The sequence below is a fragment of the Phytoactinopolyspora mesophila genome, from assembly GCF_010122465.1.
Lineage (GTDB): Bacteria > Actinomycetota > Actinomycetes > Jiangellales > Jiangellaceae > Phytoactinopolyspora > Phytoactinopolyspora mesophila.
On record NZ_WLZY01000011.1, the window covers coordinates 141,628 to 156,648 of the forward strand.

The following is a 15,021-nucleotide window of genomic DNA, read 5'->3' on the forward strand; positions in this document are numbered from 1 at the left end:
GCGATGCTGGGTCAGGTCATGTCCCAGAGCAGGCGGTAGTAGGCGATGCGCTCCGGGTCCGGGTCGATGCCGTAGGCCTCGTATACGACGGTGTCGTAGCCCGGGCCGTAGTTCCACTCCGTGCTCCACGCCGCGATGGCGAGATCTGCCCACCGGTCGGCGACGCCGAGTGCGCCGAGATCGACGTGGGCGGCGAAGGCGCCGTCGTCGTGGAGCAACGTGTTCGGTGCGCAGGCGTCGCCGTGGCAGACAACGAGGCGGTCGATGGGTGGTGGTTGGTCGATCCGGGTCTCGGCGTCGGTGATGCCGCCCGGGTGGCGATGCGGCTGAAGCCGGTCGGACAGTCGTGCACCGGGGTGCAGGCGTTGCCTGGCGGCATCGAGACGATGCTGGACGCTCCAGTCGAACGGGCAGCGGTGCACGGGCAGCGTGTCGTGAAGTAGGCGTAGACCCTGGCCGATAGCGGTCGCGGCGGTCTTGGGGTCGGCGACCCATCGGGGGTCGACGGCCGAGCGGCCCGGGACGCCGGTGGTGACCAGCCAGGAGCCGTCGGTGTCCGCGCCCTGTTCGATGATGTGTGGGACGCGGACCCACTGCTGGGCCCAGGCCAAGCGCTCGGCTTCGGCGGCGAGGTCGATCTCCGGGGTGCCCGCGGCGATCCATTTGATGTAGCGGATGCCGCCCCGGCCGTCGTCAAGACGGAACGTCAGGCCGCCGAGCTCGTTCTGCCAGACCGGGGTGATGGCGTCGTCGGCGGCGAAGGATCTGACGACGTCGGGGACGGTCACGGGCTCGGTTGGGCGCCCGGAGAACGGGAGGCGGCTCACGGGCACTGATTTTCCCAGACCCCGCCGTCACTTCGCGAATGGTTTAATTGGAACTTAAAAGGTGCCACATGGAACTTATTGTGTTACGTTCGGACCTTATTAGGTTCCTGAGGAGTGAATATGGATGTGTCCCGCCCGGAACTGCTGGCCCTGCAGCCCGGGACGGCCGGCGTGCTGCGGGTACTCAGCGGAGCGGACGCCGCGTTCACGATGCGTAGCATCGCCCGACTCGCGGGTGTGTCGCACACGCACGTCGGGAGGATCATCGGCTCGCTCGTTGAACAAGGTGTTGTGTACGACGAGGTTCAAGGTGCCTCGCGATTGTGCAGGCTCAACTGGAGTCACCTCGCAACCGGCCCGCTGGTCGAGTTGATTCGCCTCCATAGCCGAATGATCGACCTCCTGAGGGCCGAGCTGACGAGTTGGGAGCTACGGCCCGAGCATGCTTCGCTGTTCGGCTCGGCCGCCAGGGGGGACGGTGACACGTCGAGCGATCTGGACATCTTGCTCGTTCGCACTGATGGCGTGGAAGGAGATCATCCAACCTGGCGTACTCAGTTGTACGAGGCAGCTGAACGTATCCGCACCGCAACTGGAAACCATGTTGCATGGTTCGACATCTCCCGCCCGGAGCTTCAACTAGCGGTCGATCAAGGTGAGGCGGTAATCGAAGAGTGGCGTCGCGACGCCGTCCCCTTGGCGGGTGTGGAACTCGATGAAGTCCTTGGGAGTCTGGAATGACTCGGCAGTCGATCTGTGGCAAGTCGGAGGCGCAGAATCGCGTTCGGACGGCCCGGATGTACCTCGATGTCGCCAGTGTCGCTGGGACAGAAGAGAAGGTCGAGGCCCGAGGGGTGGCGGCAGGAAATGCAGTCCTGGCGGCGATTGCTGCGGCGGATTCGATCTGCTGTGCGCGGCTCGGCAAACGGCATCGCGGCCAAGATCACTCGGGCGCGATTGGCCTGCTGAAGACTGTGCAGCCGGAGGGCGCGGCGCTGGCCAGGGACCTCCAGGTGGCTCTCAGTGTCAAAGACCCGGCTCACTATGGCGAGACGTTTCTGGCCGAGAACAAGCTCAAGATCACCATGAGGGCTGCGAGTCGACTAGTACATGCAGCAGAGGTGATCGTTCCACGTGCGTAGGAAGGTTTAGTGAGGTGTTGACCGGTCGCTTGGGATGCTTCGCAGGGACCGGTTCAGGGACCCTCGACCGACGATGCGGGAGGGACCGAGCAGGGCCTCTCTTGCGGCGTTGGTACGCGCCGATGCTGAACGGGTGCTCGAATACCTCTAGCTGGGGCCCAGGGTAAGGGCGTCGCGGATGGCCGCGAGACGTTGCGGCACGACGCGGTAATGGATCCAGGTGCCGCGGCGCTCGCCGGTGATCAAGCCGGCCTCTTTGAGCAGCTTCAGATGGTGGCTGGTGGTGGCGGCGGTCTTGCCGATTGCTTCGGCCATGTCGCACGCGCAGACTTCGTCGGCGTTGAGCAGCAACGACAGGATCTTCACCCGCGCGGGATCGGCCAGCGCCTTGAACATCCGCGCCAGTGAGACGGCGTCGTCGTCGCCGACGGTGGACGCGGGCACGCAGCAGGTGTCGATCACGGGCAGCTCGTGGGTGTCCGGCGACGCTTCGGGGGCGATCGTTGCGGTGCTCATCGCTCCTATCATACCTGGCCAAGTGTCTGTTTCGAGGCCGGTCGAAATTTTACTTTGAAATTCTTCGAATCAATGATTAGATAGGCATCGAAACAAGCGCCAGGGAAGCCCTGGTTGACCTAGCTCATGGAGGAGACGGCATGCACCCGTTCACATCTGAGGTCTGGGCGGCGGAGCGCCGGCGAGAGCTGACTGCCGAAGCGGCAGAGCACCGGCTGGCGGCGTCTGGCACCCGCCGCACTGGTGTCTTGGCACGCGCGGCTGAACGGCTGCGCAGCGCCTGGGCCGCGCCCACGCCGAGCCGCGACACGATCTGCTGCTCGCCGGCCTGAGCTGGTGCCGTCGTCTGGCCTTGCCGATAACGGCCGACGAGAGGAGGTGGCGACGATGGACTGCTGCGACGAGCTGACCACGGAGTGCTGCGGCACCGGCTGCTGCTGAGTGTTGCGCCCGGGTGGTGGTGCTGACGGCTCCACCACCCGACAGCCACTATTGGCGCCCGGTCTCGGACACCATCGAGACAAGCCCCGCGGCCGGTTGGCGTGGTTGAGATCGACGTCGAGGTCACCGAGGTGGCGGTGAGTGTGATGGTGACCGACCACGGGCCAGGCATTCCCGAGGACGAGAGGGAGCGCGTCTTCCAGCGCTTCTGGCGTGGCGCCGACGACGGCGAAGGTGCTGGTCTGGGGTTGCCGATCGCCCACCAGATCGGCGTCGCACACGGCGGCGGCATCACCGTGGTCTCGCCCGGCCCGACCGGGGACGGCAGCGTGTTCCGCCTTACCCTGCCGCGGTGAGGGGCGACGGGGGAAGTTACGTGGCTGGCTCCCGCTGCGACAGTCAAGCACGCGAGCGTTAGCACGCCAACAATGGTTGGGCTTCCCGAACAATTGTGGTCATTCCGCGACGCGGCAGCGTGGGCCCCGGCGCGTTGTCTGCCTTCCCGCTGGACCGACGATCCCGGCGAGCGAGCAGGACGGACTCACTGGTCAGTTGGTGGTTCCACAACGTGGCGCAGATATGCATGGGGGTTGTTGAGGTAGCGCCTCCAGTGGTCGACGACGTCGAGGTCTTCCCAGTCCACGCGGCGTATGCCGTGTTCGCCTACCTCGACGATGTCGGCCCCGGGCGTGGACGCGAGAAGTGGTGAGTGCGTGGCGAAGATGATCTGTGCACCGGACTCGGCGAGCTCGTGCATCAGCCCGATCAGCCGGAGGCATGACGTGAAGGATAACGGTGCTTCTGGTTCGTCCATGATGTAGAGCCCGGGGGAGCTGAACATCGAGTCGAACACGGTGAGGAAGCCTTCGCCGTGGCTGAGTATTGTCGTGTCCTCGTCCCAGTAGCCGGGCATTCCGCTGACGACCGACATCAGCCCGAACGCGGTCTCGGCGCGGAGGAAGAAGCCCTTCTGCTTGCTCCGCCTGGCGCGCTTCATGCGTGCGCCGGCGGCTGTCAGCTCGATTTCGAGTACGTCGCCCAGTGGTGTCTTCGGGCGGTTGTTGCCGTACTTGCGCCCTGCGCGCCCGCCGTGAGAGTCGAGTCCGAAGGCCTCGGCCAGGGCCTCGACGACGGTGGACTTCCCGGAGCCGTTCTCGCCGACCAGGACGGTGATCGGGCTGGTGAACTCCAGTCCACGCCCGATCAGCCCATCGACGCACGGAACGGTGAATGGCCATTCTTTCCGCTCGGCGTCGCTGATCTTCTCTTCCCTGACGAACGCGCGACGAACCAACACGCGCACATCCTCTCAGCAACGCCACGCGACCTTGGCTACATGACAGTGATCAGGGGAATCGCTGGACGGCGACGAGGCGTGACTTCGACAGGGCGGAGGCGCTGTTCTTTGCGCTCGAGTGGGGCCGCGGGAGCGGCGGCCGTCCGTGTCGTCCCGACCAACGGGGCGTCGTGGGATGACGTCGAGGCGATCTTCGATATGAAGGATTATGCGGGATTGTCCGCAAGGGCTACCGCGGCCTCGGCCTCACCTACTTACGGGCGCGCGCGACGGTCGACTACGCCCGCGAGCGCGGCGCCAGGGCACTGGAGGCGTATCCGATGATCACCAAGCCCGGCAAAGAGATCACCTGGGGCGCACTACACGTCGGCGCTCGTCAGGTGTTCGAAGAGGCCGGATTCACGCAGGTCCACCATCCGACTCCGAGACGGGTGGTCATGCGCATCGACTTCGGTACTGAAGTCGTGGCGTAGCGTCGCGGTGTCACCTTCAAGCTGACACTCCGTCGAATATCAACGCCAGGCCGCGGGTAAGTAAACGGTTGACGCCACCTGGGGCGCCGACGACGCTATGGCCATGATGACTCCGCCGCGTCTCGTTCCGCTGCTCGCACAGTACGATCACGCCTCGCAGCGACTCCTCGCCCGGCTACGAGGGCCCACGATGAACAGCGGCGATGACGTCGATGTCGCGGTGCCTCCGTTCACGGACGGCGAGTACCTCTGGGATCCAGTTCCTGGCAGCTGGTCGGTGCGGCGGAAGGAAGACGGGCCGGGGCCGGGCGCCACGGTGCTTGTCGGTGCCGGCGAGTGGGGACGGGACGGAGGCCGGCCACATCCTTACCCGCCTCCCATCACGACGATCGCCTGGCGGATGCACCACCTGACTGAGATGCTGCTCGGGCGCGCCGACTGGACGGTCGGAGATCACTCGTTCACCGAGTCGGAGATGATCGTCAGCGGGGATGCGGCGTCTGCGATCACTTCCTTGGAGGAGGCGATCGTTTCCTGGCGAGCTGCCCTTACGGCGGTGGATGACGACGCTCTGGATGCCGTCGGGCATAGCACCTATCCGGATGGAGGCGACGCCGAGGAACCGTTCCTCGAGATCGTGTGGTGGGTCAACCAGGAGGTGCTCCACCACGGAGCGGAGATCGCCCTGCTACGCGATCTGTACCGCGCCTCCGCGGCTGTTGAGACCTGATCCGGACTGCGGGGATGGTCCCGCTAGGCCATGATGTCGGCCGCCGTACTGACCAAAGTGCCGGGTGGCGCGTCGATGACCTTCTCGCGCGCGCAGATGCTGAATTTTAGCTCCGACACGTTCGTTGTGAGTCTGCCTGCCTTGGCAGCAAGTTGTGCGGCGATCCGGTCGCCGCTCACCTCCTTGCCCCACTTCGCCTCGCCCACCAGTACTGGGCGGCGGGATCGGCCTGCTAACGCGACAGCGTCGATCTCGTCCTGGTGCCCGGCCTGCCACCATGGGCCGATCGCGACAGTTTCGGGGTGGATTTCGGCTGCATGCAAGCGGAGGTAGGTGCGGTAGGCATCTTCCCAGCAGTCACCCATGTGATCATCGATACTGCCCCGGATTGCCGCGAGGACGGTCTTGCCCAACCCACGGTTGATTTCGTCGCGGTACCGTCCGAGTACACCCAGATAGAACTTGATCATGTTATCCGTGATGCGGTAGATGCGGCGTTTTGACCGCCCGGTCTCTGTCACCGGCTGTATACGCTCAACCAGCCGTAGTTCCTGAAGATCTCGTAGCGTCCGGCTCGGGTCCGTGCCTATTGCATCAGCGATCTCATGGTGTCGGGTTCGGCCTTCTGCGATAGCTCGGAGGACATCGGCCACCTGCTCGCCATGGCGGCTCTCGGTAGCAAGAACGAGGTCACCTTCGAGCACAAGCGGCGACGTCGGCTTTGTTGCGAGCTCGATGAGGTTGTCATCGACCGATCGGTTCTGATCCCACCAGGACAAGTAAAGGGGCATTCCGCCAAGGAGCCCATAGACCAGCGCACGATTCGATGGATCGAGGTCGACGAGCATCTCCGCCGCCTCGTGCGGTTGAAATGGGTGGACCTGCAGTGCGAGGTCGAACCGACCGTACAGTGGTGCGCGTTCCTCTTGGATCGACCGCATGGTGCGCACTGCCGATCCACACAGAAGGATGCGTAACTGTGTATGTCCGGCTGACAGATCGAGGAACGCGCGGAGTATCCCAGGAAGCTCAGGTGACTTCGTCATCATCTCGGGGAACTCATCAAGCACCAGCAGCAACGGTTCGTCTCGCGCGGCCTGCGCGAGGTGCTCGAACGCCTCGTCCCAGCTCTGATACGGCCGACTGGACAGGTCGCGGAAGCCTCCAGGAAGCGAGTCGGCAGCCTTGCGTGAGAGTTGTGCCAACTCGCCTGGCTCTGTTCGCCCGCTCCCAAGGTGAAAGATCGTGCGCCGATCGGCTGCAAACCGTTGGAGGAGTGCGGTCTTGCCTACGCGTCGTCGGCCCCACACCATCGCCGGCCGACCGTTGGGGCGCGCCCACCACCGTTCCAGCTCGGCAAGCTCTATGGTTCGGTTGACGAAGCCCATGACAAGATCCTAACCAACAGCTATGTCACCGACAACCTTGAAACCGACAGATCTGTCAGTTTCACGATTGTCGGTTACGCATTCGTTGGTTTCTGCTCAGGCGACGATGGCAAAGCCTCTCCGTGAGCCGGAAGGCGGCGGCTCCGTCACCGCGAGCTCAGCCAACAGTGCACCGGCCTGGTCATAGATGCCGTAGTGATCGGCAGGCCCGACGCCTTATCCTCGGGGGACGCTGGCCAGCCACCAATAGATGACCTTCGGCTCTACGTTCTGTCCGACGTCGCTCCTACCCTCGTCAAGCACACGTTCGGTGCAAAGAAGTCCTGGGCTGACGAGGGGGAATCATGACAGAAGAAGGGGAGCACCGCAGCACCTTGCCGCCAGCGCCTCCGCCGCCACCACCGCCACACGTGGATGAGACCACGCCGGCGAGACGACGGTGGATTTGGCCAGTAGCCGCTGCCGTGGCTGCTGTGGCGGGTGTCGGCGCCGGCTATGGAATCGGTGTTTCCACGGAGCCGGACTACACCGGCACCGACGAATACGCTGCAGCACAGGCCGCCTTCGATGACCGCGAATCGGCGTTGGATGAGCGATCCGAGGAGATCGACAAGGCCGTATCAGAGCTCGAGGAGTTCCGGGACGAGGTCGAGGCGCTCAGGGACCGCGCGACCGAACTCGACGAACGCGAAACGTCGCTCGACGAGCGTTCCGCGGAGCTAGATGACCGGGCTGACGACCTCGAGACCGAGGCCGGTGAACTCGAGGCGCGGGCGAGTGAACTCGACGACCGTGTGGCAGCTCTCGATGAGCGTGAGGAAGACATCACGGCGACGGAAGTCGAGATCCAGGACAACACCATTCCCGGCAGCGGGCTCTTTCTCGTGGGCGAGGACATCGCGCCTGGTCAATACCGAGGAGGTGGCGGCGACATGTGCTACTGGGCGAGGTTGTCCGGCACCGGCGGGGAGCTCGGGGACATCATCGCCAACGACCTCCCATCCGGGCCGACGGTGGTGACGATCGCCGCATCCGACGTCGCGTTCGAGACCAAGGGCTGCGGGGAGTGGACCCGCCTCGAATAGTCCGCGTTCCGACCGAGCAGGCGTCGCCGGCTGGAACAGACGTCGGACTCTCCGAACGTTCCCCTACCCGGTGCGTAAGGCGCTGGGGCTTACCCCGCGCACGCGCTTGAAGGCGGTGCTGAAGCTGAACTCGTCCGCGTAGCCCACCTGACGGGCGACGGCGGCGACAGTTGAGCCGGGGTCGGACAGCAGGTCGGCGGCGAGTTCCATGCGCCATTGCGTGAGGTAGGCCAGCGGTGATTCGCCGAGCAAGTCACGCAAACGGGTCACCAGTGTCGTACGCGAAGTGTTCGCCGCGGCGGCCAGGGACGCCAGCGTCCATGACCGGTCGGGTTGAGTGTGGATGAAGCGTAGCGCGGCCCCGGCGATGCCGTCGCTCAGCGCGAGGTACCAACCCGGGGGTTGCGTCCCTGGCTGATCAAACCAATCGCGCAGCAGACGCACCAGCAGCCAGTCAAGCAACCGGTCTAGCTCGGTCTGGATGCCAGGCCGAGCCATACCTTTCGCGAACTCTGTCTCAAGATAGCTCCGCATAGGAGGAAGGTGGGGGCTCTCGGTGACGACGGCCACCGGTGGCAGGGCCGCCAGCAGGCGCGTGGAGGGCGCTCCGGAGGGCCGGTAGAAGCCGACCCCGAGCAGGGCGGACGGCGTGGATTCACTCAGCTCGGGCAGCGGCCAAGGCTGCCCCTGACCGGGACCGATCTCGTGCACCGGGGTGACGCGTCCGGTACGCCCGTCGTGCCCGTCCGGGCGAGGCTGGTCGGTGCAGAAGAACGGCTCCGGGCCGCGGACGAGAGCCACCTGCCGAGGCTCGACGGGGACCGGGCCGGCGGAGTCGGAATGCTGGATCCATATCTGTTCGTGTGCCGGTGCGATCAACGTGATCGCGGCTTCGCCGGCCACCCGCAGCGTCCACGGTGCAGACAGCGCCGAAAGCCCGGCGACAGTGCCGTGCGCCCGCAGTTGGCGCAACATAAGGTCGAGAGGGTCCACGGCAGCTATTGTCCAGCCCGCTGGGCTGGTTCGGCCCGTCCGATCGGACATGCCTGCCGTCCGCTCGCCCATGTTCGGCTGCCGCAGCCGCCGTGTTGAATCACTTGGCATGAGGCAAAGCTCGACGAGAGCCGACGGGACGGCGGACGGTACCGGCGCCGTGGTCAAGACTCGGTATGGACTGGTGCGCGGGCGCGCCACCGCCGGTGTGCACGCATTCCTGGGTCTGCCCTACGCGGCGCCGCCGTTCGGAGCGAATAGATTCCGGCCGCCGCAACCGGTGGAGCCGTGGAACGGGATCCGCGAAGCTGTCGATTTCGGTGCGACGCCACCTCAGTCCGCGATACCGCCTCCGCACGACGTCTTCTACCCGCTCGTCCCGGGCGAGGACTGTCTGAATCTGAACATCTGGTCGGCAGATCTGGGGCGAGCGGGACAACCGGTCATGGTCTGGATCCCTGGTGGCGGCTTCGACGGCGGAGCGAGCGGGTTGTACGACGGGAGCCGGTTCGCCCGGGACGGGGTCGTCTGCGTGACCATCAACACCCGGCGCGGCGCCGACGGCTTCCTCGACCTGGGCGACGGCGTGACCAACATGGGCCTACTCGATCCCGTGGCCGCGCTGATCTGGGTGCAAGAAAACATCGCCGCCTTCGGGGGCGATCCCGGCAACGTCACCATCTTCGGGGAGTCGGCAGGTGCGATGCTCGTCGGCACGTTGCTGGGCATGCCTGCCGCACGTGGGCTCTTCCAGCGCGCCATCATGCAGAGTGGGGCCGGGAACATGGTCTTCACCTCTGACACGGCGCAGGACGTCAGCCATCGTCTGGCCACGGCGTTGGGGGTGGCGCCGGAGCGTCGGGCGATCGCGGACGTGCCGGTGAAGCGGCTGCTCGACGCTCAACCACAGGTGGCGGCCGAGCTGGCCGCACACCCTGATGCGACCCGGTGGGGCGGTGAGCCGGGCGCGCGGGTGAATCTGTGGCAGCCCGTCGTCGACGGAGTTGTCTTGCCTGACCGCCCGATCGAGACGATCAAGGCCGGAGCCAGCGCAGAGGTTGACGTGCTGATCGGCCAGAATGCCGAAGAAGGGCGGCTGTCATTGGTGCCGTTCGGGTTGCTTGACCAGATCACCGACGAGCAGTTGGCCGCGGCGATGGCCGCCTACGGACTGCCTATCGACCGGGCATTGGGTGGCTATCGCGAGGCTTATCCTGGCGCCGGGCCGGGCGACCTGCTGAGCATCCTGCAAGGCGATTGGTACTACCGCATCCCCGCGATCCGGCTGGCCGAAGCCCGCGGCGGGGTCGCGCCGACGTACATGTACGAGTTCACGTGGCGCTCCCCGCAGTTCGACGGGTTGCTCGGCGCGTGCCATTTCCTGGAAGTCCCGTTCGTCTTCGACGTGCTCGACGACGAGAGGATGCAGTTGCTGACGGGGGCCGAGCCGCCACAGCCTCTCGCGGACACCATGCACGAGGCGTGGGTGTCCTTCGCCGCCACGGGAGATCCAGGCTGGCCGTCATACCGTCCGGCACGCAGAACCGTGATCCGCTTCGCCGACGTGTCTGGCCTCGTGGACGACCCGCACCCCATCCGTCCGCTCTGGGATGGCTTGCGCTCCGGCTAGCGGTGTCCAATGGAGCGGCCCAGGTGGGCGCGATGGGGTTATTGGCCCACTCAGGATCCGCCCACAGTGGTTGCGGCGGTTGCACCGGCCGCGGCTGCCATCGCGATCATGACGGCGTCGTTCGTATGGCGGATCGCCTTGGCGACCTCGGCGTTGACCGCTTCACCCTTGGACAGCTCTTTGGCGCGCTTGCGCGCTACCCCACGATGTTCTCTGGGCACCAGCCGGCGAATCAGCGACCCACCCGTCGAATGCACCAGGCCGCCGATGGCCGCGTCCCTGACGTCGTCGATGGGTTCTGGCCGGGTGAGGACGTCGGCGACGTGTGTACGCAGGGCCGTGACGCGTGCGTCGTCGGCGACGGGATGACGTGACCACGGGAACACCCCGAGGACGCGACTCGACTCGTCGCGCACGATCGACTGCTCGACCAGCTCCTCGAGGACGGCCGTGCGCAGCCAGCGATGCTGGCCGAGACGCTGGATCCAGGTCTTGATGGTGCGCCGCTTGGAGTCCCGGATCTCGCTGAGCACGCGGTCGAGGGCGCGGTGATCCAGCCTGGTCTGCGTGGCTTGCAGGTGCTGACCTTCGACCGTGACGGCCTCACGAATGACCAGTTCCACGATGCTGGCCGCCCCGAGCAACACGGGCAGGTTGTAGTGGGATTTGTTGCGCCCCCGCTCGTCGTCCCAGCCCAGGAGCAACAGCTCATCGGGCAGCGTGAGTCGTGCGTCGTTCACTTTTGCTCCCATCGCGTGTCTCTGTCGATGCTAACCAGCTGGCTGGGCTTAAGCCCGAGAACGTCGACGCGTTGCTGGTCAGCTTCATTAAGGTCTTCGGATGTTCTAGAAATTGGTAAGTTCCGCTGACAGCGGAGAACATGACTTTCGCGTAAGTCGGCACGTGTAGCCTGGGCCGATCAGGCAGCCGAAGTGGCATGTTCCAGTAGTGGCACATTGCCAGAAGCGGGTTCACTGTCGGTGATGCCACCGGTTGTGGGCGCTGAGCTGGTCGTAGATCGCGCGGGCAGCACGCCGTTTGGCGTAGGCGTCGGCGGGCCGGTCAGCTCCGTCTAGGCATCGTGCCCATCCGAGCAGCGTCTCGGCCCGCCACCACGGAAGCTCGAAGGTGCTGAAGACATCGAGTGCTTCGCGATAAGCAGCGTCGGCGCGATCGTGTTCACCTTGCGCAGCCGCCACGGCGCCGCGGGCCAACTCGACATGTCCGGCGCGGCCGCGCCAGTCCTCGCCTGCGGCGCAGATCTCGTCGCACCGCGCCAGGTGCGTAAGGGCGTCGTCGACGTCTCCGCGTGCGGCGACATAGCGCGTCATCTCGCCACGAACCATGAGTTCGGCCGGTAGGTATGGGCCCGGGACGCACAGCTCGAGCGCCTGGCTCAGCGCGTCCACGGCGGAAGGGTGGCCAAGTAGCCATCGCGCCTGCCCCGCCCAGTAGGCGTTGAAGACTGCGTTGAGCATGTCACCGTGGCTAAGGTCGTGATCAAGCGCCGCCGACCATGACTGCTCCGCAGCCTCCCAGTCACCGTCAATCAGCAGCAGGTGGCGCCGGCTCACCGCGTCCCCCGGCAAGACTGCTGCCCGCTGCCGTGCCGCCTCCAGATCACCCTGGATTGCCAGGGCGTAGACGAGTTGATCGGTCATCCCTTGCCGCGGAAGCACCAGGCTGTCGAACCGCGGCTGGGAGAAGGCCCGGTGACACCAGGTGCGGCTGGATTCAGGATCGAGGAGGAAGATACTGGCGAGCATCGCGCCCGCAGTGGCGACGTCCCATGCTAGCCAGGGGTCGCCGACGTCACGGATCACTTCCCAGGCCTCGTCGATGAGCGTGTACGCGTGGGCGATCCCGCCGGCGCTGAACACGTGGCAGGCCTCAGTGGCGCGGACCCGGGCGGCGAGGTCACGCCGTTCCAAGTTCCGCGCGATCTCCATCGCCCGCGCCGAGGCCACGAGGCCAGATTGGGTCTGAAGGCCGAATAGGGATGCCAGCGCGGTCCCGTACTGTACGTCGAAGGCGGCCTCCCCGTTGGTGACGACGTCCGCGGCAGCAGCGAAGTTCTCAAGAGCCGTGGGAACATCCATGACGCTGTGATGGAGCGACAGGACGTACCCCAACCGGCTCCGGATCGCCGCCACCGCTGCCTGGTCGCCAACCTCCTGGTAAAGCGAGAGCGCCGACTCGAAATAGCGGACGGCGCGGGATAGGTCGATCGTCGACGTTGTGAGCAACTCCGCCGCGCGCTGAGCGGCGTCGGCCCGTACCGCAGGCGGCGCGTCAATGCCGTCGAGAATGGACACCGCGGCTTCGGCATGGGCGACCGCCTCGTCCCACGCGTACAGCCGCGCGGTAGCATCCGCCGCCTGGAGACTCAGGGCGGCGGCGCGCTCGCGGTCGCCGAGTGATCCGGCCGAGCGCAGATGGACCGCTGCGGCAGCGACGTCAGCCGGTCGCCTGAACCCAGCCCGTTCGAGGGCCTGGGCGGCTCGAAGGTGCAGGCGCTGTCGGTAGGGGGCCGGAAGATCGACGTGGATGGCTTCGCGCATCAGTGCATGCCGGAACGCGTAGCCGACGTCCCAGGCCCGGACGCTTTCCACGAGCCAGCCAGCTCCGGCGGTCTCCTGCAGTGCGGCGTCGAACTCAGATCCGGATCGATTTGCCACCGCCGCGAGCAGGCCAACCTCCACCTCCCCTCCGAGCACTGCGGCACTGGCGACGACATCCTGCGCGACGGGTGAGAGCCTGCCTAGCCGATCTCGGAGCACGTCTCGCACACTCGTCGGCACGTGCCAGACGAACTCGGTCGCGTCGTCGATGTCGCCTTTGGCCATGACGTCGTCGACGACTGCGCGGGCATAGAACGGGTTGCCCCCGGTGGACGACCACAACGCATGGACGACGTCTGGGGACGGAGACGTGCCCGTCCAGGTGCCGACGACCGCAGCGAGCTCCCGTTCGGTGAGCGGGCTGAGCATGGCACGCGTCGCGACACCGGTGCGTTCCGTATCGGCCAGCAGCTCACGAAGCGGGGCGTGACGGCTGCCGGGCGGGTCGCGGAAGCAAAGCAGCAGCAGGAGGCGTGCCGGGAGATGGCGGACTAGGTGACGCAGCAGCCGGGCACTGGAGCCGTCGAGAGCCTCGCCGTCCTCGATGACGAACAGCGTTGGTGCTCGTGTGGTCACTGACCTCAGCAGGTCAGCCACGGCGGCGAAGATGGCGGCCTGCCCCTCGTGCTGTTCATCCGGGTCTTGCTCGCCGCCGTCGTGGGACTCCACGGGCCGTCGCACGAGCCCAGCGAGCACGCGCTGGAGGCGTGCTGGTGCTTGCGCTAACGCGTCGCCAACCTCGGTGTTGGCGTGGAAGGCGTCGGTGAGCGGCGCGTACGGGATCGGTGCCGCTTGGTCGCAGTGGCCCAGGAGCACGATCGCCCCGTCCGAGGCAGCCTCCGCGGCCATTTCGGCAGCAAGGCGGGTCTTGCCGACGCCCGCTTCCCCTGACAGCAGAACGAGCTGGCTCGCGTTAGCGCGGGTGGCACGCCAGAGTGCCCGCAGTTGAGCCATCTCGTCGGTGCGTCCGATCATCGGCTGGCGCCGTGCCACGTCGAGCAACGTGATGGGCGTGTACGGCCGGCTCGTGAGCAGGGCGGGGTCATGGCGGAGGATCGCAGCCTCTAGCTCTGCCAAGCTTGACGCGGGCTCCAGGCCGAGCTCGTCGATGAGGCGTTGGCGGACCTGGCGATAGACCGCTAGGGCTTCGGTCTGCCGGTCTGAACGGTAGAGCGCGAGCATGAGCTGGCTGGAGAGCTGCTCACGGAACGGGTAGGCGTCGACGAGTGTCTCGAGTTCGCCGACGACGTCTCGGTGCCGCCCCAACGCCAGGTCGGCGTCGACACGTGCCTCGACCGCGCTTAGCCACAGCTCCTGGAGGCGGGCGGCCTCCGCCTCGGCGAAACGAAGGGCACCGAGATCCTGGAGAAGCGGACCCCGCCACAGCCCCAGCGCCACCCTGAGTATGTTTGCCGCTGCTTCGGCCTCGCCCCGTTCGAGTGCAGCCTTACCGGCGGTGACTCCCCGCTCAAAGTGGTGTGCGTCAATCGGTTCGGGGCCGGTCTGGAGGACGTAGCCGGGCGGACGGTTAACGATCGAGGCTTCGACACCGCTGGCCCGAATCGTCCGGCGAAGACTGGCGACGTGACTGCGCAGCGTTACCTCGGCGCTGGCGGGCGGGTACTCGTCCCACACCGCATCGATGAGGCTGCCGACGGAGACGACCTGGCCTGGAGTGAGGAGGAGCTTGGCGAGTAGACGGCGTGGTCGCTCACCTCGAAGGTCTAGGGTCGCGTCGCTGACTCTGATCTCGAGTGGACCGAGGACGCGGAACTGCGGCGCCGCGGTCTGTTCTGCGGCGGGAGGTACTGCGCCGGTGCTGATGCCCGGCTGCCACGCCGGTTCCACAGCTTTTCCACGCCCTCGAGGGAAATTGGT

The 15,021-nt window shown here is 66.2% G+C and carries 16 protein-coding genes; 9 read left to right on the forward strand and 7 right to left on the reverse strand.

Annotation, left to right across the window (positions count from 1 at the left end; genetic code table 11):
• Nucleotides 1-11: 11 nt before the first annotated feature.
• Nucleotides 12-827, reverse strand: a complete 816-nt coding sequence (locus F7O44_RS25270) for an aminoglycoside 3'-phosphotransferase (protein ID WP_222851685.1) — start codon at nt 825-827, stop codon at nt 12-14.
• A 120-nt stretch (nt 828-947) separates the two neighbouring features.
• Here F7O44_RS25270 and F7O44_RS25275 point away from each other — a divergent pair, with 120 nt between their 5' ends.
• The gene (locus tag F7O44_RS25275; RefSeq protein WP_162453087.1) at nt 948-1,568 is read left to right on the forward strand and encodes a nucleotidyltransferase family protein; all 621 of its coding nucleotides are present in this window, start codon (nt 948-950) and stop codon (nt 1,566-1,568) included.
• Nucleotides 1,565-1,969: a hypothetical protein gene (locus F7O44_RS25280; protein WP_162453088.1), complete on the forward strand. Its 405-nt coding sequence runs from the start codon at nt 1,565-1,567 to the stop codon at nt 1,967-1,969. Before F7O44_RS25275 ends, F7O44_RS25280 begins: the two co-directional genes overlap by 4 nt.
• A 147-nt stretch (nt 1,970-2,116) precedes the next feature.
• On the opposite strand, the gene F7O44_RS25285 is transcribed toward F7O44_RS25280, so the two are convergent.
• On the reverse strand, nt 2,117-2,485 hold the full coding sequence (locus F7O44_RS25285; RefSeq protein ID WP_162453089.1) for an ArsR/SmtB family transcription factor: 369 nt from the start codon (nt 2,483-2,485) through the stop codon (nt 2,117-2,119).
• Nucleotides 2,486-2,625: 140 nt separating this feature from the next.
• On the opposite strand from F7O44_RS25285, the gene F7O44_RS25290 reads away from it, so the two are divergent.
• Together F7O44_RS25290 and F7O44_RS25295 are read left to right on the forward strand one after the other, a co-directional pair.
• Nucleotides 2,626-2,817 (forward strand): hypothetical protein, encoded by a 192-nt coding sequence (locus F7O44_RS25290; RefSeq protein WP_162453090.1) that lies wholly within the window; start codon nt 2,626-2,628, stop codon nt 2,815-2,817.
• Nucleotides 2,818-3,027: 210 nt separating this feature from the next.
• Nucleotides 3,028-3,282 (forward strand): sensor histidine kinase, encoded by a 255-nt coding sequence (locus F7O44_RS25295; protein WP_222851686.1) that lies wholly within the window; start codon nt 3,028-3,030, stop codon nt 3,280-3,282.
• Between the two features lie 185 nt (nt 3,283-3,467).
• Here F7O44_RS25295 and F7O44_RS25300 read toward each other — a convergent pair whose 3' ends face one another.
• Nucleotides 3,468-4,223: an AAA family ATPase gene (locus F7O44_RS25300; RefSeq protein WP_162453091.1), complete on the reverse strand. Its 756-nt coding sequence runs from the start codon at nt 4,221-4,223 to the stop codon at nt 3,468-3,470.
• A gap of 320 nt (nt 4,224-4,543) precedes the next feature.
• Between F7O44_RS25300 and F7O44_RS29490 the strand changes: the two genes are divergently transcribed.
• Nucleotides 4,544-4,696 (forward strand): hypothetical protein, encoded by a 153-nt coding sequence (locus F7O44_RS29490; RefSeq protein WP_187361622.1) that lies wholly within the window; start codon nt 4,544-4,546, stop codon nt 4,694-4,696.
• A gap of 103 nt (nt 4,697-4,799) precedes the next feature.
• Nucleotides 4,800-5,426 (forward strand): DinB family protein, encoded by a 627-nt coding sequence (locus F7O44_RS25310; protein WP_162453092.1) that lies wholly within the window; start codon nt 4,800-4,802, stop codon nt 5,424-5,426.
• A 23-nt stretch (nt 5,427-5,449) separates the two neighbouring features.
• On the opposite strand, the gene F7O44_RS25315 is transcribed toward F7O44_RS25310, so the two are convergent.
• Nucleotides 5,450-6,778 (reverse strand): ATP-binding protein, encoded by a 1,329-nt coding sequence (locus F7O44_RS25315; protein ID WP_343073920.1) that lies wholly within the window; start codon nt 6,776-6,778, stop codon nt 5,450-5,452.
• Between F7O44_RS25315 and F7O44_RS32105 the strand changes: the two genes are divergently transcribed.
• A complete protein-coding gene (locus F7O44_RS32105) occupies nt 6,662-6,940 on the forward strand; it encodes a hypothetical protein (RefSeq protein WP_343073921.1) in 279 nt (92 codons plus the stop codon). The two genes, F7O44_RS25315 and F7O44_RS32105, sit on opposite strands and share 117 nt — an antisense overlap.
• 218 nt (nt 6,941-7,158) lie before the next feature.
• Nucleotides 7,159-7,899: an Rnase Y domain-containing protein gene (locus F7O44_RS25320; protein ID WP_162453094.1), complete on the forward strand. Its 741-nt coding sequence runs from the start codon at nt 7,159-7,161 to the stop codon at nt 7,897-7,899.
• Between the two features lie 63 nt (nt 7,900-7,962).
• Here the strand turns inward: F7O44_RS25320 and F7O44_RS25325 are convergent, their stop codons facing one another.
• Complete coding sequence (locus F7O44_RS25325; protein WP_162453095.1) at nt 7,963-8,892, reverse strand: cupin domain-containing protein; 930 nt, start codon at nt 8,890-8,892, stop codon at nt 7,963-7,965.
• A 109-nt stretch (nt 8,893-9,001) separates the two neighbouring features.
• On the opposite strand from F7O44_RS25325, the gene F7O44_RS25330 reads away from it, so the two are divergent.
• On the forward strand, nt 9,002-10,522 hold the full coding sequence (locus tag F7O44_RS25330) for a carboxylesterase/lipase family protein (RefSeq protein WP_162453096.1): 1,521 nt from the start codon (nt 9,002-9,004) through the stop codon (nt 10,520-10,522).
• A 50-nt stretch (nt 10,523-10,572) separates the two neighbouring features.
• Here F7O44_RS25330 and F7O44_RS25335 read toward each other — a convergent pair whose 3' ends face one another.
• Together F7O44_RS25335 and F7O44_RS25340 are read right to left on the reverse strand one after the other, a co-directional pair.
• The gene (locus F7O44_RS25335; RefSeq protein WP_162453097.1) at nt 10,573-11,262 is read right to left on the reverse strand and encodes a GPP34 family phosphoprotein; all 690 of its coding nucleotides are present in this window, start codon (nt 11,260-11,262) and stop codon (nt 10,573-10,575) included.
• Nucleotides 11,263-11,493: 231 nt separating this feature from the next.
• Entirely contained in the window at nt 11,494-14,991 is a 3,498-nt protein-coding gene (locus tag F7O44_RS25340; protein WP_162453098.1) for a BTAD domain-containing putative transcriptional regulator, read from the reverse strand.
• Nucleotides 14,992-15,021 lie beyond the last annotated feature (30 nt).